The 19,360-nt window shown below is 72.4% G+C and carries 20 protein-coding genes; 7 read left to right on the forward strand and 13 right to left on the reverse strand.

Annotation, left to right across the window (positions count from 1 at the left end; all coding sequences use genetic code 11):
- Positions 1-5: 5 nt before the first annotated feature.
- Positions 6-554, reverse strand: a complete 549-nt coding sequence (locus QWM81_RS00160; protein WP_290109253.1) for a DUF1707 and FHA domain-containing protein — start codon at positions 552-554, stop codon at positions 6-8.
- 195 nt (positions 555-749) lie between these two features.
- Between QWM81_RS00160 and treZ the strand changes: the two genes are divergently transcribed.
- A complete protein-coding gene (treZ, locus tag QWM81_RS00165) occupies positions 750-2,504 on the forward strand; it encodes a malto-oligosyltrehalose trehalohydrolase (protein WP_290109254.1) in 1,755 nt (584 codons plus the stop codon).
- 57 nt (positions 2,505-2,561) lie between these two features.
- Here the strand turns inward: treZ and QWM81_RS00170 are convergent, their stop codons facing one another.
- Positions 2,562-3,698: a M24 family metallopeptidase gene (locus QWM81_RS00170; protein WP_290109255.1), complete on the reverse strand. Its 1,137-nt coding sequence runs from the start codon at positions 3,696-3,698 to the stop codon at positions 2,562-2,564.
- A gap of 5 nt (positions 3,699-3,703) precedes the next feature.
- Positions 3,704-4,603 (reverse strand): LysR family transcriptional regulator, encoded by a 900-nt coding sequence (locus QWM81_RS00175; protein ID WP_290109527.1) that lies wholly within the window; start codon positions 4,601-4,603, stop codon positions 3,704-3,706.
- A 95-nt stretch (positions 4,604-4,698) separates the two neighbouring features.
- Here QWM81_RS00175 and QWM81_RS00180 point away from each other — a divergent pair, with 95 nt between their 5' ends.
- Positions 4,699-5,442, forward strand: coding sequence for a CTP synthase C-terminal region-related (seleno)protein (locus QWM81_RS00180; RefSeq protein ID WP_290109256.1), 744 nt, complete (start codon positions 4,699-4,701; stop codon positions 5,440-5,442).
- A gap of 9 nt (positions 5,443-5,451) precedes the next feature.
- On the opposite strand, the gene QWM81_RS00185 is transcribed toward QWM81_RS00180, so the two are convergent.
- A complete protein-coding gene (locus QWM81_RS00185) occupies positions 5,452-6,078 on the reverse strand; it encodes a nucleoside/nucleotide kinase family protein (protein ID WP_290109257.1) in 627 nt (208 codons plus the stop codon).
- Positions 6,079-6,134: 56 nt separating this feature from the next.
- On the opposite strand from QWM81_RS00185, the gene QWM81_RS00190 reads away from it, so the two are divergent.
- Together QWM81_RS00190 and QWM81_RS00195 are read left to right on the forward strand one after the other, a co-directional pair.
- Complete coding sequence (locus QWM81_RS00190; protein WP_290109258.1) at positions 6,135-6,524, forward strand: VOC family protein; 390 nt, start codon at positions 6,135-6,137, stop codon at positions 6,522-6,524.
- 137 nt (positions 6,525-6,661) lie between these two features.
- Complete coding sequence (locus QWM81_RS00195; RefSeq protein ID WP_290109259.1) at positions 6,662-7,954, forward strand: ABC transporter substrate-binding protein; 1,293 nt, start codon at positions 6,662-6,664, stop codon at positions 7,952-7,954.
- Between the two features lie 7 nt (positions 7,955-7,961).
- Here the strand turns inward: QWM81_RS00195 and QWM81_RS00200 are convergent, their stop codons facing one another.
- From QWM81_RS00200 to QWM81_RS00235, 8 genes are all read right to left on the reverse strand, one after another.
- A complete protein-coding gene (locus QWM81_RS00200; protein ID WP_290109260.1) occupies positions 7,962-8,702 on the reverse strand; it encodes an ABC transporter ATP-binding protein in 741 nt (246 codons plus the stop codon).
- Positions 8,703-8,705: 3 nt separating this feature from the next.
- Positions 8,706-9,611: an ABC transporter ATP-binding protein gene (locus QWM81_RS00205; protein ID WP_290109262.1), complete on the reverse strand. Its 906-nt coding sequence runs from the start codon at positions 9,609-9,611 to the stop codon at positions 8,706-8,708.
- Positions 9,601-10,593, reverse strand: a complete 993-nt coding sequence (locus QWM81_RS00210; protein WP_290109263.1) for a branched-chain amino acid ABC transporter permease — start codon at positions 10,591-10,593, stop codon at positions 9,601-9,603. The genes QWM81_RS00205 and QWM81_RS00210 overlap by 11 nt, the downstream gene beginning before the upstream one ends.
- Before the next feature lie 15 nt (positions 10,594-10,608).
- Positions 10,609-11,604, reverse strand: a complete 996-nt coding sequence (locus QWM81_RS00215; protein WP_290109265.1) for a branched-chain amino acid ABC transporter permease — start codon at positions 11,602-11,604, stop codon at positions 10,609-10,611.
- Positions 11,605-11,669: 65 nt separating this feature from the next.
- Complete coding sequence (gene msrB, locus QWM81_RS00220) at positions 11,670-12,080, reverse strand: peptide-methionine (R)-S-oxide reductase MsrB (protein ID WP_290109267.1); 411 nt, start codon at positions 12,078-12,080, stop codon at positions 11,670-11,672.
- A gap of 10 nt (positions 12,081-12,090) precedes the next feature.
- Positions 12,091-13,482 (reverse strand): UDP-N-acetylmuramate--L-alanine ligase, encoded by a 1,392-nt coding sequence (gene murC / locus QWM81_RS00225; RefSeq protein ID WP_290109268.1) that lies wholly within the window; start codon positions 13,480-13,482, stop codon positions 12,091-12,093.
- A gap of 43 nt (positions 13,483-13,525) precedes the next feature.
- Positions 13,526-14,011, reverse strand: coding sequence for an indole-3-glycerol phosphate synthase (locus tag QWM81_RS00230; protein WP_290109269.1), 486 nt, complete (start codon positions 14,009-14,011; stop codon positions 13,526-13,528).
- Between the two features lie 107 nt (positions 14,012-14,118).
- Entirely contained in the window at positions 14,119-14,892 is a 774-nt protein-coding gene (locus QWM81_RS00235; protein ID WP_290109270.1) for a pyrimidine reductase family protein, read from the reverse strand.
- Positions 14,893-14,929: 37 nt separating this feature from the next.
- Between QWM81_RS00235 and zapE the strand changes: the two genes are divergently transcribed.
- From zapE to QWM81_RS00250, 3 genes are all read left to right on the forward strand, one after another.
- The gene (gene zapE / locus QWM81_RS00240) at positions 14,930-16,000 is read left to right on the forward strand and encodes a cell division protein ZapE (RefSeq protein WP_290109271.1); all 1,071 of its coding nucleotides are present in this window, start codon (positions 14,930-14,932) and stop codon (positions 15,998-16,000) included.
- Positions 16,001-16,041: 41 nt separating this feature from the next.
- On the forward strand, positions 16,042-16,467 hold the full coding sequence (locus QWM81_RS00245; RefSeq protein WP_290109272.1) for an OsmC family protein: 426 nt from the start codon (positions 16,042-16,044) through the stop codon (positions 16,465-16,467).
- A gap of 184 nt (positions 16,468-16,651) precedes the next feature.
- Positions 16,652-18,010: an alkaline phosphatase PhoX gene (locus QWM81_RS00250; protein WP_290109273.1), complete on the forward strand. Its 1,359-nt coding sequence runs from the start codon at positions 16,652-16,654 to the stop codon at positions 18,008-18,010.
- Between the two features lie 46 nt (positions 18,011-18,056).
- On the opposite strand, the gene QWM81_RS00255 is transcribed toward QWM81_RS00250, so the two are convergent.
- Positions 18,057-19,277 carry a cytochrome P450 gene (locus tag QWM81_RS00255; protein ID WP_290109274.1) on the reverse strand — a complete coding sequence of 407 codons (1,221 nt, stop codon included), beginning with the start codon at positions 19,275-19,277 and terminating at the stop codon, positions 18,057-18,059.
- Between the last annotated feature and the right edge of the window lie 83 nt (positions 19,278-19,360).

Consider the following 19,360-nt stretch of genomic DNA (forward strand, 5'->3'; position numbering starts at 1 on the left):
CGTCGTCAGCGGGCGGACAGCCGGAAGGCCATCTGGCCGAAGGAGACCAGGTCACCGGCTTGGACCACCACCGAGCCGGTCACCCGCCGCCCGTTGACGGTCGTGCCGTTGGTGGAGCCCAGGTCGCGCAGCACCCACAGCCCACGGTCAAGGGCCAGTTCGGCGTGGAGGCGGGAGACCGTCTCATGGCTGAGCCGGAGGCCGTTGGCCGGGTCGCGGCCTATGCGCAGGGGGTACGGTCCGGGCTCCGGCAGCAGCAGCTTCGGCAGCCGCTCCGCCCGCCAGGCCCGCCCCAGCCGTACGGTGAACGCCGACACCCGCTCCACCGCGCCGAACACCCGCTGGGACCAGCGCCCCTCGGTGCGCAGATCGGCGGTGAGCGCCGCCAGCTCGTCGGGGCGGCGGGCGACCAGGGCCAGTTCCATGCGCCGCAGGAACGTGTCGTGCGACAGCCTGCCCTGCGCGGCGCCTTCCCTCAGCAGCCCCAGCGCACGGTCCCGGTCGGCGTCGGAGAGCCGAGCGGGGTAGGTGTGGGACTCGGAAGGGGACGTCACAGACGTGATTGTCGGTCCGGGCGGCCGGGAGTGTCCAGACGGGGCCCGCTGTCGGACCCCGTTGGTACGGTCTTGGTACGTGATCAGCGGGGGGTGTGCACGTGGTATGACGCATGCCGTCCGTTCGGCCAAGTGTCGTGCTTCCCGTTCTCGATCTTGTCAGGATGGGAGGCGACGACGACGAGGGGACCGCCAGTGCTGTTCGAAGTGTGGGCGCCGCAGGCGCGAGAACGGGTCGAGCTCCAACTGCAGCATGTGACACGCCCATTGGCGCGCGACCCGGAGCGGGACGGCTGGTGGGTGACCGAAGTGGACGACGCGGACGCCCCGGACGGCGCGCGGTACGGGTACGCGCTGGACGGCGGCCCGGTGCTGCCCGATCCGCGCTCGCGCCGCCAGCCGGACGGGCCGGACGGGCTGAGCGCGGTCGTCGACCACTCCTCGTACAGCTGGCGGCACGAGCCTCCGGGGCGCGGCCTGCGCGACGCCGTGCTGTACGAGATGCACGTCGGTACGTACACGCCCGAGGGCACCCTCGACGCGGCGGCCGGGCGGCTGGACCACCTGGTCGAGCTGGGCATCACGCATGTGGAGCTGATGCCGCTGTGTCCCTTCCCGGGGAGACACGGGTGGGGGTACGAGGGGGTGTCGCTGTGGGCGGTGCACGAGCCGTACGGCGGCCCTGAGGCGCTCAAGCGCTTTGTCGACACCGCGCATGGGCTCGGACTGGGCGTGGTGCTGGACGTGGTCCACAACCACCTGGGCCCCTCCGGCAACTACCTCCCGGCCTTCGGCCCGTACTTCACCGACACCCACCACACCCCGTGGGGCGCCGCCGTGAACCTGGACGCGCCCGGCTCGGACGACGTCAGGGCGTACCTGCTGGGCAGTGCGCTCGCCTGGCTGCGCGACTACCGGATCGACGGGCTGCGGCTGGACGCGGTGCACGCGCTGGCCGACACGCGGGCGCTGACGTTCCTGGAGGAGTTGTCGGCCGCCGTGGACGCGCTGGCCGCCGAACAGGGGCGGGAGCTGCTGCTGATCGCCGAGTCCGACCTCGCCGACCCGCGCACCACCACCCCGCGCGAGAGCTGGGGCCTGGGGCTGCACGCCCAGTGGAACGACGACTTCCACCACGCCCTGCACACCACCCTGACCGGCGAGTCCCAGGGCTACTACGCGGACTTCGCCCGCGCCCCGCTCGCCGCCCTCGCCAAGACCCTGGGCCACGTCTTCTTCCACGACGGTACGTACTCGTCCTTCCGGGGCCGTACGCACGGGCGTCCGGTGGACCGGACGAAGACCTCGGCGCACCGCTTCCTGGGTTATGCCCAGACCCATGACCAGGTCGGCAACCGGGCCACGGGCGACCGGCTCTCGGCCTCCTGCTCCCCCGGGCTGCTGGCCTGCGCGGCGGCGCTGGTGCTGACGGGGCCGTTCACACCGATGCTGTTCATGGGCGAGGAGTGGGGCGCGAGCACGCCGTGGCAGTTCTTCACCGACCACACGGACCCGGAGCTGGCGGAGGCGGTACGCACCGGCCGGAGGCGGGAGTTCGCCTCGCACGGCTGGGCCGAGGACGACATTCCGGATCCGCAGGATGCGGCCACCCGGGACCGGTCCTGCCTGGACTGGTCCGAGCGGGACCGGGAACCGCACGCCCGGCTGCTGGCCTGGTACCGGGAGCTGATCGCCCTGCGGGCCGCCCAGCCCGACCTGACCGACCCGGACCTGGCGGCGGTCCGGGTGGCGTACGACGAGGAGGCCCGCTGGCTGGCGTTCCGGCGCGGCGACCTGCGGGTGGCGGTCAACTTCGCCAAGGAGGCCGCGCGCATCCCGCTGGGCGGCCGTGGCCGGGTCCTGGCGGCCTGGGAGCCGGTCGAGCTGCCCAACGGGGACGGTCTGCTGACGCTCCCGCCGGAGTCGTGCGTGATCCTGGCGGACGTGTGAGCGTACGAGTGGGCTGACGTATGAGCGGGCGAGTGGGCGGCCCTGTGTCGCGATCCGCTACTCGACGATCGCCGGCTCGCGCGGGGTGGTGTTGAAGCGGCGCCCGCCGTCCTCGGTGACCGTGACGATGTCCTCGATCCGGACACCGAAACGCCCCCGCAGGTAGATCCCGGGCTCGACGGAGAAGCACATGCCGGGTACCAGGGGCTGCTGCTCGCCCTCGATGATGTACGGCGGCTCGTGCGTGGTGACGCCGATGCCGTGGCCGGTGCGGTGGATGAAGTGCTCGCCGTACCCGGCCTCGGTGATCACCGCTCGGGCCGCCCGGTCGACGTCCTGGCAGGCTGCGCCCGGCTTGACCGCCTCGAACCCGGCCTGCTGGGCCTCCCGTACGACGTCGTGGACGCGCCGCTCCTCGGCCGTGGGTTCGCCGACGTGGACGGTACGGCTGGTGTCGGAGCCGTACCCGTGCTTGAGGCCGCCGAAGTCGAGGACGACCATGTCGCCCGGCTCGATGGTGCGGTCGCCCGCCTCGTGGTGCGGGTTGGCGCCGTTGGGGCCCGAACCGACCACGGTGAAGTCCACCTGGGAGTGGCCGAAGTGCTTGAGCAGCGCGGCGAGATCGGCCGCGATGTCCGTCTCCTTCCGCCCGGCGAAACGGACCTTGAGGATCTCGCGGTACGCCGCGTCGGCTGCGGCGCCCGCCGCCTCCAGGCGGGCCAGCTCGTGGGCGTCCTTGACGGCCCGCAGCATGGGCAGGGCCTCGGTGAGCGCGGTGTACGAGGTGTCCGGCAGCCGCCTCTGGAGCCCGAGGAGGTGCATGGCCCAGGCGTTGTCGCTGATCCCGTAGCGGCGGCCGGTCCCGAGCAGGGGCGCGGTGACGTCGTACGGGTCCGTGCCGTCGGTCCAGTCGCGCAGGCCGAGCGCCTCGGCCCCGGGGGCCCGGGCGGCGTCGGGTGCCTCCAGGGTGGGCACGACAAGGACCGGGTCCTTGCCGGGGACGAGGACGAGGGCGGTGAGCCGCTCGGTCGTGGCGGTCAGCTGGTAACCGGTGAAGTACACGAGGTCGGGCCCGGGCGCGATGACGAGCCCGTCGAGGCCGGCGTCTGCGGCGGCGTCCACGGCGCGGGCCATGCGGGCGCGGTAGTCGTCGGCGGTGAAGGGAGCGGGGGCGCTGTCGCGGTGGCTGTCCATGACGGTCATCCTCGCCGCGCCGGGTGCCCGACGCGAGCGGATTGCGGGGGTGTGGTGAGTGCGGCGGCCACGGTGGCGGCGGGGCCCGCCGGTTCGCCGGTGCGGAGCAGTTCGGTGCGGTGGACCAGGCGCGGTTCGGTGAGGGGCACGGCGGTGGCGCCGGGGGCGGGCGGGATGGTCGCCGGCAGGAGGGTCAGGCCGTGGCCGGCGGCCGCGAGGGCGGTCAGGGTGCGGACGTCGGTGCCGTCGTAGCGCAGGGCGGGGCGGAAGCCGGGCGTGCCGTGGGCGGCGCGGAGCCGGTCGAGCGGGAGGCCGGCGGCCGGTGCGTCGAGCCACCGGGCGTCGATCAGGTCGCCGAGGCGCAGTCCGGGACGGTGGGCGAGGGGGTGGCCGGCGGGGAGGTGGACGGCGAGCGGGGCCTCGGCGACGCGGGTGGCGGTGAGCGGGGCGACGTCCGGGAGCCGCAGCGGGTCGTTGGGGGCGGCGAGGCCGTCGACGATCCCCAGGTCGGCCGTCCCGGCCGCGAGGGCGGCGGGGATCTCGTCGCGGGGCAGGACGCGGAGGGTGACGCGGGTGGCGGGCAGCGCGGCGAGGGTGTCGGGGTGGACGGCGAGCGGGGCGGCGGCGAGGGTGAGGTCACCGGCCGGTGCGGCGGCCATGCGCGTGAGGTCGGCCCGGGCCGCGTCGAGGCGGAGCAGCAGGGGCCGGGCGTGCTCGAGGAGGCGTTCTCCCGCGCGGGTGGGAGCGACCGGGCGGCGGGCCAGCAGCGGCAGCCCGAGGTCGCCTTCGAGGGCGGCGATGTGCTGGGAGACGGCCGACTGGGTGTAGCCCAGTTCGCGGGCGGCCCCGGAGAAGGAGGCGAGCCGGGCCACCGTCACGAACGTACGGAGCAGGTGCGGGTCCATGGTGACCAGTGTCCCGACCGGCATCAGCGTTTCTGATCGAGGGTGCAGAGATCATCGTTGGACCTGAACGGGCCCCGGCGGCAAGCATGTTCGGCATGACGAACCCTGCTCTGACGCTTCCTCTCGCCCGGATCGCCCTGGTCGCCGACCGTTCCCCCACCGTGCAGTCCCATGTCCGCGTCCCGCTGCTCCTCGACGCGCTCGCCGAGCGGGACGGTCTCGTCCTCGACGCGTACTGGGTGCCGACCGCGGACGCCGCCGAGCCCGGTGCCGTGGACGGGTTCGACGCGGTGTGGCTGCTGCCGGGCAGCCCGTACCGCAATGAGGCGGGCGCGCTGGCCGCGGTCCGTACCGCGCGGGAGCGGGGCATCCCGTTCCTGGGGACGTGCGGCGGTTTCCAGCACGCGCTGCTGGAGTACGCGCGGCACGTCTGCGGGCTGTCCCGGGCGGCGCACGCCGAGAACGATCCGCAGGCCGCGGCCGAGGACCTGGTGATCGGGCGGCTCGCGTGTTCGCTGGCGGGGCACGAGGGAGCGGTGCGGGTGACGCCCGGCTCACTGGCCGAGTCGGTGATCGGGGCCGAGCGGCTGGTGGAGCGGTACCAGTGCTCGTACGGGCCGGACGCCGACCACCTGGACCTGCTGCGCGCGCACGGGCTGCGCTTCACCGGCGAGGACGGGGACGGGCAGGCGCGGATCGTGGAACTGCCGGGTCACCCCTTCTTCCTGGCCACGCTGTTCCAGCCCGAGCTGGCCGGGGACGGGACGCGTCCGCACCCGGTCGTGCGGGCGCTGGCGTCGGCCGCGGTCCGGCACGCGAGCGCGCTGCCGGTGGCGTGAGCCGCGTCGTCAGCTCATGCGTACGACGAGGTCGGCGCGGCCACGACCGGCGGCGACGAGCCGGGCGTTGGCCTCGTCGGACTCCCTGACCCAGCGTTCGGCGTACGGTCGGTCCTTGCCGTAGTGGACGTGGCGTTCGACGAGCCGGTGGACGCGGCGGCGGTCGTCCAGTTCCAGGAACCAGACCTCGTCGAGGAGCGGGCGGACCGCCGCCCACGGGCCGCCGTCGTGCAGGAGGTAGTTGCCCTCGGTGACGACGAGAGGCACGCCGGGGTCAACAGGGATGCTGCCGGCGACCGGTTCCTCCAGGGCCCGGTCGAAGGCGGGCGCGTAGACGGTGACGCCGGGCTCGGCGGCACGCACCCGGGCGAGCAGGGCGGCGTACCCGGCGGCGTCGAACGTGTCGGGGGCGCCCTTGCGCCCGGCGCGGCCGAGGCGGCGCAGCTCGGCCTGGGCGAGGTGGAAGCCGTCCATGGGGACGAGGACGGCGAGCCCGCCGAGGCGGTCGACCAGACTCCCCGCGAGCGTCGACTTGCCCGCACCGGGCGCCCCGGCGATGCCCAGGACCCGGCGGGCCCCGGGGGCGGCGAGGCGGCGGGCGCGGTCGGTGAGCTCGGCGAGCGCTTGCGAGTCCATGGAGGGATTGTGGCAGCGGGCCGACCGGGGCCGTTTCCTCCGGCTAGCGTGGCCGCATGTCCCACATCGCCCTGGTCAGCCTTGTCGTCCGTGACTACGACGAGGCCATCGACTTCTACACCGGCGCTCTCGGCTTCGCACTCGTCGAGGACACCGATCGCGGTGACGGCTCGCGCTGGGTCGTCGTCCGGCCGCGCGGGTCCGCAGCGGGTACGGGGCTGCTGCTGGCCCGCGCCGCGGGTCCCGCCCAGGAGGCGGCCGTGGGCGGCCAGACCGGCGGCCGGGTCGGGTTCTTCCTGCACACCGAGGACTTCGCCGGTGACCGGGCGCGGATGCTGGCCGCGGGGGTGCGGTTCCTGGAGCAGCCGCGCCACGAACCGTACGGGACGGTGGCGGTCTTCGAGGACCTGTACGGCAACCGCTGGGACCTGCTGGAGCCCGCGTGACGGGGGCCCGAGGCCGGGGTTCCGGCGAAGGCGGGACGTTTCGGGCTCAACGTTCTAGTCTCGATACAGAGGCGGGCGGAGCGCCGGCCTGTCGGCCCTGTCGACGTCGCCCGTCTCCACGGAGAGGAGGCGGAAAGATGAAAACGTCGATACGACGGTCCGCGATCGTGGCCAGCGCGGCCGCTCTGCTCCTCACGACCATCGGCGCGACCGGCGCGGTCGGCGGCAGCGGATCCCCGGCCACGGTCCCGGCGCAGGTTCCGGCCCAGGCGGAGGACGGTGTACTGAAGCTCGGTTACGTCCTTCCCGAGACGGGTCAGTTGTCCTTCCTGGGCCCGCCGATGATCGAGTCGACGAAGTTCGCGATCAAGACGATCAACGATGCCGGGGGTGTGCTGGGCAAGCCGATACCGGCCCCGGCCTCGGGTGACGAGGCCGGTCAGGAAGCCGTGGCCACGCAGTCGGCCGACCGGGTGCTGGCCGCGGACGTGGACGCGATCATCGGTGCCGCCGCCTCCGGGATGTCGCTGGCCTTCATCGACCGGGTGACCGGTGCCGGTGTGGTCCAGTGCTCGGGGTCGAACACCGCACCCACGTTCACCGACTACGACGACGGCGGGTTCTACTTCCGCACCGCGCCGAGTGACGCGCTGCAGGGGCCTGTCCTGGCGAAGGTGGTGGCCGAGGACGACAACAAGAAGAGGGTGGCCATCGTCGCCCGCGCCGACGACTACGGTCGCGGCCTGCTGGAGTCCACCAGGAAGGCGCTTGAGGACCGCGGCGCGACCGTGGCCGTCGCCGAGACGTACGACCCGAAGGCGACCAACTTCGACCAGGTCGTACAGAAGGTGAGGAACGCGAACCCGGACGCCGCCGTGGTGGTCGCCTTCGAGGAGGGCGCCCAGATCCTCCAAGGCCTGATCGAGGCCGGACTGGGCCCGGACAGGATCGGCGTGTACGGCACCGACGGGCTGCGCAGCGAGGAACTGCCCTCGCTCGTCGCACCCGGCGACACCGGCCGGCTCGCCGGGATGAAGGGCACGGCACCGGCATCGGCGTCGAACGCCGCGTACGTGAAGGCGCTGAAGGAGTTCGCGCCCGGCCTGAAGGAGCTGCAGTTCGCACCCCAGACGTTCGACTGCGTGACGACCGTCGCGCTCGCCGCCGAAAAGGCCCGGTCGGACGACCCGGAGAAGTTCTCGAAGGAGATGGTCGGAGTCACCAAGGACGGCGAGAAGTGCAACTCGTTCGACGCCTGCAAGAAGTTGCTCGCGGCGGGCAGGGACATCGACTACGACGGTGTGAGCGGTCCGCTCGACTTCACCGAGGCCGGCGAGCCCGGCCAGGCGACGATCGAGGTCTACACGTACGACGAGAAGGGCGACCTGAAGACCGTGCGCACGGAGCTGAGCAAGGGCGCCGCCCAGTGACCTCGGTTCACCGCACGCGGGCGAGAGTGCCCAGGTAGAGGTCGATCACCTTCTGGTCGTGCAGCAGATCGGGGCCGGGACCGGTGTACGCGTTCCGGCCCTGGTCGAGTACGTAGCCACGGTCGCAGATCTGCAGGCACCTGCGGGCGTTCTGCTCGACCATCAGCACGGCGACGCCCGCGCCGTTGATCTCCTTCACCCGGTCGAACACCTGGTCCTGGAAGACGGGTGACAGCCCCGCCGACGGCTCGTCCAGGAGCAGCACCTGCGGCTCCATCATGAGCGCGCGTGCCATCGCGAGCATCTGGCGTTCGCCGCCGGACATCGAACCGGCCTTCTGCTTCCGGCGGTCGGCCAGCACGGGGAAGAGTTCCTCCAAGGCGGCGGCACGGCGCGCATAGGTCCGGGGGCGCAGGTAGACACCCATCCGCAGGTTCTCCTCGACGGTCAGCGCGGGGAAGACGTTCGCCAGCTGCGGTACGTAGCCGACGCCCCGGCGCACCAGTTCATGGGCGGGCCGGTTGGTGACGTCCTCGCCGTGCAGCCGCACGGTGCCGGTGCGGATGCGCAGCAGGCCGAAGACCGCCTTGGCCAAGGTCGACTTCCCGGCGCCGTTGGGGCCGATCACGCCGACCAGCTCGCCGGGTCGCACCTCGATGCTGCACCCGCGCAGCACATCGACTCCCGGCAGGTAGCCGGCGACGATCTCGTGGGCCGCCAGCACCGGCCCGCCCTCGTTCGCGGACATCGGCTACTCCTCCTCCCCGGTCTCCCGGGTCTCCCCGGCCTCCCCGGTCTCGCCGGTCGCTTCCGGTTCGTCATGCTGCTTGCCCAGGTACGCGTCCACGACGGCGCGGTTCCGCCCGATCGTGTGCGGCGGACCCTCGGCCACCAGTCGGCCGCCGGCCATGACGGCCACCCAGTCGCTGATGCCCATCACCACATCCATGTCGTGCTCGACGAAGCACACCGTGAGCCCCTCGTCGCGCAGCTGCGTGATGTGCCCGAGCAGCGACTGCGTCAACGCGGGGTTCACCCCGGCCATCGGCTCGTCCAGCAGGACCATGACGGGCTGGGCCATCAGCGCACGGGCCAGCTCAAGCAGCTTGCGCTGGCCGCCGGAGAGCGTGCCGGCGTAGTCGTCGCGCAGGCGCGCGAGCTGGAACCGCTCCAGCAGCTCGTCGGCCCTGCGCTCGATCTCCCGCTCCTGCCCGCGCCACAGCGGCGGCAGCAGCGCGGGCAGCAGCCGCTCGCCGCGCTGCCCGACCGCCGCGAGCTTCATGTTCTCCAGCACGGTGAGGCGAGCGAGCGTCCTGGTGAGCTGGAACGTACGGACCAGCCCCCGCCGCGCCATCTGGTGCGCGGAGCGGCCGCTCAGGGGTTGCCCGTCGAACGACCAGCGGCCACCGTCGGCCCGGTCGAAGCCGCTGACCACGTTGAACAAGGTCGTCTTGCCCGCGCCGTTGGGTCCGATGAGCGCCGTGATGGCCCCGCGCTGCACCTCCAGGTGGTCGACCCGCACGGCGACGAGGCCGCCGAAGGCGCGGGTCACCCCGTCCAGGACGAGCAGCGGGTCGGGCTTGCGCACCCCGGGCTCGGGCGCGACCCCGTCGAGGGGAGCGAGCGGGGACCGAGGCCGCGCGGCGTCAGCGGGCACCGAGCATCATCTCCTTCCGGCTGCCGAGGAGGCCCTGTGGCCGGAAGGCGATCAGCACGATCAGGGCGAGCCCGACCAGGGCGAACCGGACGGCGCCGATCTCCGACGTACTGATCAGCTCCGGCGAGACGTACCCGGCGTCGATGGCCTGCCGGAGCGCGCTGTCGAGGAAGGACAGCACGAACCAGAACAGGATCGAGCCGACGACCGGCCCGAGAATCCGCCCGGCGCCGCCCAGCACGAGCAGCGTGTACAGGAAGAAGGTGACGCCGGGGTCGAACGTGTCCGGGCTGACCGACTGCACCTGGATCGCCTGGAGCATTCCGGCGGCCGCGCCGATCACGCCGCCGAGCACCAGGCTGGTCATCTTGTACGCGTACACGTTCTTGCCGAGGCTGCGCACGGCGGTTTCGTCCTCGCGGATGGCCCTCACCACGCGGCCCCACGGGCTGTGCACCAGCAGGGCGAGCAGCAGTCCGACGAGGGCCACCAGTGCCCACGCGACGATGAGCACCCACACGTCCCGGGAGCTGAACTCCACCAGCCACACGCCGTAGGTGCCGCGCGGGATGGGGCTGATCTCGTAGAAATCGTTGGCGAAGCGCTGCAGCCCGTACACGCCGCCGGTGACCGGTTCCGCCCAGCTGGACCGGTAGAACAGCCGCAGCGTCTCCCCTGCGGCGATGGTGGTGATGGCGAGGTAGTCGGCGCGCAGCCGCAGGGTGGGCAGGCCCAGCAGCAGCGCCAGGACGACCGCGGACGCCAGGCCGACGAGAACGCCGAGCACCATGGGGCCGCCCCAGGTCGCCACGGTGATCGCGAGGCCGTAGCCGCCGACGAGCATGAACCCGACCTGGCCGAAGTTGAGCAGCCCGGTGTAGCCGAAGTGCAGGTTGAGGCCCATCGCGGCGAGCGCGTAGACGGCGGCGATGGGTCCGATGCCGGAGCGCACGGCGTCGGAGAAGATGACCGACCAGTCCATGGCACACCACCGCCCTCATCCGACGCGTTCACGACGGCCGAGAATGCCCTGCGGCCTGATCAGCAGGACGACGATCAGGGCGAGCAGGGCCCAGGCGTACTGGAGGTCGACCGGGAACCACAGGGTGGACATCTGCGCGACGATGCCGATGACCAGGCTGCCGGCCATCGCGCCGTAGGCCGAGCCGAGCCCTCCGAGGATGATCCCGGCGAACATCAGCAGCAGCAGCTTGAAGCCCATGTCCCAGGTGACGATCTCGACCAGGCCGAAGAAGACCCCGCCGAGGGCGGCGAGAGCGCCGCCCAGCATCCAGACGACCAGCACCACGCGCTGCACGTCGATGCCGGAGGCCTCGGCGAGGTCGCGGTTGACCGAGACGGCGCGGATGGCCGTGCCGATCCTCGTCCGCTGCAGGAGCGCGGCGATGCCGAGCAGCACGAGCACCGACAGCAGGGTGACGGTGAGGTCCCGCGGGGTGATGCCGACCGGTCCCAGGTCGATCGCGCTCTGGATGTCGTACTGGGCGTACGAACCCGGCCGGGCTCCGTACAGCACCAGCACCACGTGCCGCAGCAGCAGCGACAGCCCGATGGTGGCGATGAACAGGTTGATCATCCCGGTGCCGCGCGCCCGCAACGGCCGCCACAGGCCGCGGTCGATGGCCCCGCCCAGCAGGGCCCCGAAGGCGACCGCGGCGATGGCGGCGGGGATGAGGTGCCATCCGGGACCGGCCGGGGAGACATTGAGGAAGAACGCGAACGTGGCGCCGATCGTGACGAGTTCCCCGTGCGCGAAGTTGATCAGGTGGATGGTGCCGAAGATCAGCGAGAGTCCGACCGCGGTGATCGCGATGATGGCGCCGAACTGAATGCCGTCGACCAGTGCCTGCAGGGCGCGCGCGCCGAACCCGGGGGCGCCCAGCACCGCCTCGCCCTGCGCCGACGCGGTGACCGCGGGTGCCGTCACCAGGAACAGGGCGAGTACCGGTACGAACAGTCGCTGGTGGCGCATGGCGGTTCCGTTAGGTCGCGACGGCCCCTGTGCGACTCAGTGTAAGCGCCGCCCCCGGTGTCTGCTCAGCCCTCGTCGGCCGGTGCGAGGCGCAGCGCGATCGAGTTGATGCAGTACCGCTGGTCCGTGGGGGTCGGGTAGCCCTCGCCCTCGAAGACGTGGCCCAGGTGTGAGCCGCAGCGGGCGCAGCGGACCTCGGTGCGGGCCATGCCGTGGGAGCGGTCCTCGATCAGTTCGACCGCGTCGCTGTCCTTGGGGTCGTAGAAGGACGGCCAGCCGCAGTGCGACGCGAACTTGGTCGTGGAGGTGAACAGTTCGGCGCCGCAGGCCCGGCAGGAGTAGACGCCCTTGGTCTTGGTGTCGGTGTACTCACCGGTGAAGGGGCGCTCCGTGCCGGCCTCGCGCAGCACGTGGTACTCCTCTGGGGACAGCTCCGCGCGCCACTGCTCGTCCGGCTTCTCGACGTCGTACGGCATCGGCTCTCCTTCAGTTCGACAGGCGGGCCAGAATCCTCGGGCCGAGGTCGGTGACATCGCCCGCGCCCATGGTGAGAACGAGATCGCCGGGCTTGGCCATTCCCGCGACGACGTCCGGCACGGTGTCCTTGTCGGACACGGCGGTGACGTCGGCGCCGGCCGCGCGGGCCGCGTCGGTGATCAGGCGGCTGGTGACGCCCGGGATCGGGTCCTCGCGGGCCGGGTAGATGTCGAGGACGACCGAGGCGTCGGCGAGGGCGAGGGCCTGGCCCATCTCCTTGCCCAGCTCCTGGGTGCGGGAGAACAGGTGCGGCTGGAAGACGACCAGCAGGCGGGAGGAGTCCGCGGCGGCGCGCATGGCCTCCAGGTCGGCGGTCATCTCGGTGGGGTGGTGCGCGTACGAGTCGATGACCTGGACGCCCGCCGCCTCGCCCTTCAGCTGGAGGCGGCGGCCCACGCCGGTGTACGCGGTCAGGGCCTTGGCCAGGGCCGCGGGGTCGATGCCGACGCGGGCGCCGGCGGCGAGGGCGGCGGCGGCGTTGTGGGCGTAGTGGCGGCCGGGCACGGAGACGGTGAAGGTGTGCTCGGTGCCGTCGAGGGCGACGGTGACCTCGCTGGTCATGCCCTTGGGCACGATCGCGGTGATCCGGGCGTCGGAGTCGGCCGACTCGCCGACACGGATGATGTGGAGGTCCTCGCGGCCGACGACGCGGCGGGCCAGTTCACGGGCGCCGGCGTGCTCACCGACGACCAGGGTGCCGCCGGGGCGGATCTTGGCGACGAACGCCTCGAACGACTGGTAGATCTCGTCCATCGACGCGTAGTTGGCGTGGTGGTCGAGTTCGACGTTGAGGACGATCGCGACCTCGGGGTCGTACTTCTGGAAGCTGCGGTCGCTCTCGTCCGCCTCGGCGACGAAGATCTCGCCGTCGCCGTGCAGGGCGTTGGTGCCGGGCCCGGCGAGGTCGCCGCCGATGGCGTACGAGGGGTCGAGGCCCAGTTCGGTGAGGGCGACGGCGAGCATGGACGTGGTGGTCGTCTTGCCGTGCGTGCCGGCGACGGCGATCGCGCGCAGCCCGGTCATCAGGGCGGCCAGCGCGTCGGAGCGGTGCACGACCGGGATGCCCAGCTCGGTGGCGCGGGCCAGCTCGGGGTTGTCGGCGCGGATGGCGCTGGAGACGACGACGCTGGTCGTGTCGTCCGCCAGGTGGGCGGCGGCGTGCCCGATGTGGACCGTCGCACCGAGCGCCCGCAGGGAGGCGGCGGTCTCGGATTCGCGCGCGTCACTGCCGGCGACCCGGGCGCCGCGCTGGGCGAGGATCTTGGCGATGCCCGACATTCCGGCGCCGCCGATGCCGATGAAGTGCGGCCGTGCCATGGCGGCAGGGATGGCGGGTCCCATGCGTGTCTCTCCCCGGGGTGCGACGTACGTGAAGGTGCCCAGCCTATGCGTTCCGCGGCTCGTCGTTGTGCGCGAAGAGCTTGAGCACCGGTACGCCGACCTTGTGGCGGGCCCGGGAGGCCCAGTCCCGGTGGAAGAACTCCTCCACGTAGTGCGGCTTGGTCAGGACGATCACCTCGTCCGCGCCGGACTCCTCCACCACCGCCTTCAGTTTGTCCAGCGGGTGGTCCTCGACGACCTGGCCGACCGCCTCGCAGCCGGCGTTGCGCAGTGCCTGGAGCGAGTGTTCCAGGCCCGCCTGGGCGGTGACGATGGCCGCCTTGCCCTCCGGCTCCTCGCCCTCCTTGACCGCCTCCCTCAGCTCTCCCAGGGCGACGTCGTCAATGGCCCGCAGCAGGACGACGGCCTGCTCACCGCGCGGCTGCATCAGCACGATGAAGGACATCGCCTCGTCCCCGTGCAGGCTGGTGACGAAGTCCACGTCGACGGACGACAGGGGCTTCTCAATCATGAGAACGCTTGTGAACACCTCGGGAGCCCTTCTGCGGAAACCATCCTTCCCCGTGCCCGCACGGGGACTGCGAGAGTAAGTGTGCCCACCGGAAGCTAACCGGAACGGATTATTCCGCTGATTGGTCAGACCCGGCGGTACCGGGTGAAAAGGAACCCTTCCTCCTCCAGGAGGGAGGCCAGGGCGAAGCGCGACGGCACCGCGAGCGACGGCCCGCCCGCGATCCTCTGGGCATCCCCGGCCGTCATCAGCGGCGACACCGTCAGGCACAGCTCGTCCAGCACCCCCGCCGCCACCAGCTGGCCGAGCAGCCGCGGCCCGCCCTCCGTCAGCTGACGGGTCAGCCCCCGCTCGGCCAGCGCCCGTACCGCGCGCTCCGGCTCCACGGCCGGCCCGTCGCCCGCGATCACGACCTCGGCGCCGGCCTCCTCGGCCTCGCGGACCCGGTCCGGCGGCGCCGCGGCGCCGGTCAGCAGCAGCGTCGGGACGAGCGGCCGGGAGAACAGCGGGAGCGAGAAGTCCAGCTTCAGGGAGGCGCTGACCACCGCGATCGCGGGCACCGGGCCCTGTCCGGCCGCCGCCCGCCGCTCGGCGAAGGCGTCACGGGCGCGTGCCGGGCGGTAGCCCTCCAGCCGTACCGTTTCGGCGCCGACGATCACCACATCGGCCAGCGCGCGCAGCGTGCCGAAGATCCGCATGTCGGTCGCGGAGGAGATGGGCTCGGACCGCCCCTCGTGCTGGGCGGCCCCGTCCAGGGACGACACCATGTTGGCGCGCAGCCAGGGGCGCTCGTCGGGGTACGCGTAAGCCTCGGCCAGCTCGTCGAGGGACCACTCGCGGTCCCGCTGGTCCGGCGCGTCGGCGGGTGTCTGGTCGGTCACAGGGAACAGGCGTCGCATGCCGTGCAGTCTGGCACGGCGATTAGAGTGAGTAACTGTGTCGACCAGTGCCATAACCGAAGCGGCCCCGCTGTCCCTGTGCGCCCGCGAGCCGCACGTCCCGGCCGACCGTCTGGTCGCCGGGATGGTGCCGCCGCCGCGCTTCGACGCGGTGCGCTTCGACACGTACATTCCCGACCCGAACCAGCCGAGCCAGACCCAGGCGGTGGAGGTGCTGAGTTCCTTCGCGGCCGGGCTCGGCGGCGCGCACGCGAGCGGAGCGGGCCGGCGCCGCTGGTTCGCGAGGAAGCCGGCCGCCCCCACCGGGCCGCGCGGGGTGTACCTGGACGGCGGGTACGGCGTCGGCAAGACGCACCTGCTCGCCTCGCTGTGGCACGCCACCCCCGCCGAGGCGTCCCTCAAGGCGTTCGGCACCTTCGTGGAGCTGACCCATCTGGTCGGCGCGCTGGGCTTCCAGCAGACGGTGGCCACGCTCAGCGGGCACCGGCTGCTGTGCATCGACGAGTTCGAGCTGGACGACCCGGGTGACACCGTGCTGGTGTCGACGCTGCTCGGCAAGCTGGTCGACGCGGGTGTCGCCCTGGCGGCCACCTCCAACACGCTGCCCGGCAAGCTCGGCGAGGGCCGGTTCGCCGCGGCCGACTTCCTCCGCGAGATCCAGGGGCTGTCCGCGCACTTCCGGCCCCTGCGCATCGACGGCGAGGACTACCGCCACCGCGGGCTGCCCGCGGCCCCGGCGCCGTACGACGACGAGCAGGTGACGAAGGCGGCGTACGCCACGCCGGGCGCGTCGCTCGACGACTTCCCGCACCTGCTGGAGCACCTGGCCCGGGTCCACCCGAGCCGGTACGGCGCGCTGACGGACGGGATCGCGGCGGTCTGCCTCACCGGCGTGCAGCCCGTGCCCGACCAGTCGACCGCGCTGCGGCTGGTCGTGCTGGCCGACCGGCTGTACGACCGGGAGGTACCGGTGCTCGCCTCGGGGCTGCCGTTCGACCAGCTGTTCAGCGACGAGATGCTGAACGGCGGGTATCGCAAGAAGTACTTCCGGGCGATCTCGCGGCTCACCGCGCTGGCCCGCGACGCGAAGGGGCTGGTCGCGCAGTAGGTTTGGGCCAGTCGGGTTCACACCGTACGAAGGGAACCACCATGGCCACCACGCGTCAGGCACACAACGTCTGGGAGGGCGACCTGCTCCAGGGCAAGGGCGTCGTGACCTTCGACTCCTCGGGCATCGGCGAGTACCCCGTGTCCTGGCCCGCGCGGGCGGAGCAGCCGGACGGCAAGACCAGCCCGGAGGAGCTGATCGCGGCGGCTCACTCCAGCTGCTTCAACATGGCCTTCTCCAACGGGCTGGCCAAGGCCGGCAACCCGCCCACCCGGCTGCACACCAAGGCCGAGGTGACGTTCCAGCCCGGCACCGGCATCACCGGCATCCACCTCACGGTGGAGGGTGAGGTCCCGGGCATGGACGAGGCCGGCTTCACCGAGGCGGCCGAGGACGCCAAGAAGAACTGTCCGGTCAGCCAGGCCCTCGGCGGTACGCCGATCACGCTCACCGCCAAGCTCGTCTGACCTCCGGCGTCCTGACCTCCGGCGTCTGACCTCCCGCGTCCGACCTCCGGCGTCTCACGAGGCAACGTGGCCCGCACGGTTCACGTGTCACCACAGTGCGTGGTACACACGTGCGGGTCACGTCACATCTCCTGTCCTCCCCCTCGGCCTCGGGCTCGGGGGGCCGCCAGCAGGGAGTTGCCTCATGTCCGCAACACGACGCCAAGTCCTCGCCCGTACCGGCGCCTCCGTGGCCGGGATCGCCTTCACCGGCGCGTTCTCCGAACTCTTCGCCGGCACGGCGGCGGCCCGCGGGCACGCGGGTTACGGCCCCCTCGTCCCCGACCCGGCCGGGCTGCTCGACCTGCCGAGAGGCTTCCGCTACCAGGTCATATCCCGCGAGGGCGCCCCTCTGCGCTCCGGTGAGGGCACGGTGCCGGGCAACCACGACGGCATGGGGGCGTTCGCCGGCCGCCGTGGCCGCGTCCACCTCGTCCGCAACCACGAGAACCGGGCCTCCGCCCGCCTCGGCGTACCGACCGTCCGGGGCCTGACCTACGACCCGGCGGCCAAGGGCGGCTGTACGGCGATCGAGCTGGACGGCCGCAACAACGTCCTGGGCGAGCGCGTCGCGATTGCCGGCACGGCCGTCAACTGCTCGGGCGGGCTCACCCCTTGGGGTACGTGGCTGACCTGTGAGGAGACCGAGGACAAGGCGGGCACCAACGGCTACACCAAGGACCACGGGTTCATCTTCGAGGTGCACCCGGCCGATCCGCTGCGCACCGGAGCCGTACCGCTGACCGCGATGGGCCGCTTCCAGCACGAGGCCGTGGCGGTCGACCCGCGCAGCGGCATCGTGTACGAGACCGAGGACGCCTTCCAGAAGCCCTTCGGGCTGTTCTACCGCTTCCTGCCGAACAAGCCGCTCGGCGGCACCGGTTCGCTGCGCGCGGGCGGCGCGCTGGAGGCGATGCGCGTGCCGGGCGTGCCGGACCTGTCGGCCGTCCAGGAGACGGGTGCGAGGTTCGAGGGCGTCGAGTGGGTTCCCGTACCGGACGCTCAGGCCAGGCAGACGCCCATCCGGCTCCAGGACTTCGGCCCCAAGGGCATCACGCACGCCCAGAAGCTGGAGGGCTGCTACTGGGGCGGGAACGCGGTGTACTTCGTCTCCAGTTTCGCGCGCGCCGCCGAGGGGTCGGCGGCCGACCACTACGGCCAGGTGTGGAAGTACGAGCCGCACCGGCGCCGGCTCACGCTGGTCATCGTGTTCGGGCCGAGCACCGACATCCAGCTGCCCGGCGAGTCCCCCGACAACATCTGCCTGGCCCCCAGCGGTGGACTGATGGTGTGCGAGGACGGCAACGGCGCGCAGCACGTGTACGGCCTGACCAAGCAGGGCGAGGTGTACGAGATGGCCCGCGGCCGGCAGAACATCGGGACGCCGCAGGAGCCGGAGTGGGGCGAGTTCGCGGGCGTCACGTTCTCCCCGGACGGCGGAACGATGTACGTGAACTGCTACGCGCCGGGGACGACGTTCGCGGTGACCGGGCCGTGGTGCTGACCTGGGCGGCGACGGGCGGCGGCCCGTGAGACGCCGGAGGAGGCCGTCACCATCCGACCGGCAGAGCCTCCGGGCCGCGGATGAGGGTGCTGCGCCGCCAGGGGATCTCCTCGGCGGGGACCGCCAGGCGCAGCCCGGGGAGGCGGTCGATCAGGGTGTCGATCAGCAGCTCGGTCTGCATGCGCGCGAGCATCCCGCCCATGCAGTAGTGCGGCCCGTGCCCGAAGGCGACGTGCGGGTTGGGCGCGCGGTCGAAGTCGATGCGCTCGGGGTCGGGGAACACGTCCGGGTCGCGGTTGGCGGCGAGGTAGGAGACGTAGACGGGGTCTCCCGCGCTGATCCGTACCCCCCGGATCTCCACGTCCTCCTGGGCGATCCGGGCCAGCCCGACCGCGCTGCGGTGCGGGATGTAGCGCAGGAGTTCGTCGATCGCCCGGGGCCGTACCGCCGGCTCGGTGCGGAGCCGTTCGAGGAGCTTGGGCCGGGTCAGCAGGAGGTAGAACATGTTGCCGGTGTTGTTGGTGACGGCTTCGCCGCCGATCTGGAGGGGCCCGGCGAGGCCGATCGCCTCGTCCTCGCTGATCTCGCCGCGGCCCACGGCCGCGCCCAGCAGGGAGATGACGTCCTCCTCCGTGCTGCCGTAGCGGGACCGGATCGCTTCGGTGAACCAGCCGTACATCCCGTCCTTGGCCCGGGCGCTGGCGGCGGCGCCCGCCGAGGAGACGATCTGCCGGGTCCAGGCGTGCATCCGCTCGCGGTCGGCGGCGGGCACCCCCATGACCTCGCAGACGACGGCGATGGGGAACGGCTCCAGGACCCGCTGCGTGAGGTCCGCCGGCGGCCCGTCCGCGAGCATCCGGTCGACCAGCTCGTCCAGCGCGTCCTGGGCCCTGGAGCGCAGCCGCTGCACTCCGCGTGTGGTGAAGGCCGCCGCCACGGCACCGCGCAGCCGGTTGTGGTCCTGCTGGTCGGCGAACGCCAGTGAGCCGGGCTTCGGCTTGAAGTGGGGGGCGAGCCGGGTGACCTGGCGGTCGACGACGGGCGCGCGGGTGAAGCGGGGGTCGTTGGTGACCATCCGGACGTCGTCGTAGCGGGTCACCAGCCAGGCCCAGCCCTCCCCGTGGGGCAGCTGGATGCGGGTGACGGGACCCTCGCGCATCAGCTCCGCGAGCACGGGGTCGAAGTCCGTCCCGGTCAGGTCGAGCGCGGGCCAGTGCCGCACGGGGGGCGGACCCAGGATGGGCCGTGTCGCGGTGTCCTCGATCATGCGTCCGTCCGTCCCTTCGAGCGAGTGCGGTTCCCCCTCACGATCACCCGGGCGGGGCGGGACATCGCGCTGGACTACTCCGG

The organism is Streptomyces ficellus (assembly GCF_030406405.1).
GTDB lineage: Bacteria > Actinomycetota > Actinomycetes > Streptomycetales > Streptomycetaceae > Streptomyces > Streptomyces ficellus_B.

Coding starts and splice junctions, on each gene's coding strand:
- msrB (WP_290109267.1), bottom strand. CDS start 12,080: ATGCCGTACGACGTCGAGAAGCCGGACGAGCAGTGGCGCGCGGAGCTG.
- QWM81_RS00195 (WP_290109259.1), top strand. CDS start 6,662: ATGAAAACGTCGATACGACGGTCCGCGATCGTGGCCAGCGCGGCCGCT.
- murC (WP_290109268.1), bottom strand. CDS start 13,482: ATGGGACCCGCCATCCCTGCCGCCATGGCACGGCCGCACTTCATCGGC.
- QWM81_RS00210 (WP_290109263.1), bottom strand. CDS start 10,593: ATGGACTGGTCGGTCATCTTCTCCGACGCCGTGCGCTCCGGCATCGGA.
- QWM81_RS00255 (WP_290109274.1), bottom strand. CDS start 19,277: ATGATCGAGGACACCGCGACACGGCCCATCCTGGGTCCGCCCCCCGTG.
- QWM81_RS00185 (WP_290109257.1), bottom strand. CDS start 6,078: ATGGACTCGCAAGCGCTCGCCGAGCTCACCGACCGCGCCCGCCGCCTC.
- QWM81_RS00215 (WP_290109265.1), bottom strand. CDS start 11,604: ATGCGCCACCAGCGACTGTTCGTACCGGTACTCGCCCTGTTCCTGGTG.
- QWM81_RS00170 (WP_290109255.1), bottom strand. CDS start 3,698: ATGGACAGCCACCGCGACAGCGCCCCCGCTCCCTTCACCGCCGACGAC.
- QWM81_RS00235 (WP_290109270.1), bottom strand. CDS start 14,892: ATGCGACGCCTGTTCCCTGTGACCGACCAGACACCCGCCGACGCGCCG.
- QWM81_RS00245 (WP_290109272.1), top strand. CDS start 16,042: ATGGCCACCACGCGTCAGGCACACAACGTCTGGGAGGGCGACCTGCTC.
- QWM81_RS00180 (WP_290109256.1), top strand. CDS start 4,699: ATGACGAACCCTGCTCTGACGCTTCCTCTCGCCCGGATCGCCCTGGTC.
- QWM81_RS00250 (WP_290109273.1), top strand. CDS start 16,652: ATGTCCGCAACACGACGCCAAGTCCTCGCCCGTACCGGCGCCTCCGTG.
- QWM81_RS00190 (WP_290109258.1), top strand. CDS start 6,135: ATGTCCCACATCGCCCTGGTCAGCCTTGTCGTCCGTGACTACGACGAG.
- QWM81_RS00175 (WP_290109527.1), bottom strand. CDS start 4,603: ATGGACCCGCACCTGCTCCGTACGTTCGTGACGGTGGCCCGGCTCGCC.
- QWM81_RS00200 (WP_290109260.1), bottom strand. CDS start 8,702: ATGTCCGCGAACGAGGGCGGGCCGGTGCTGGCGGCCCACGAGATCGTC.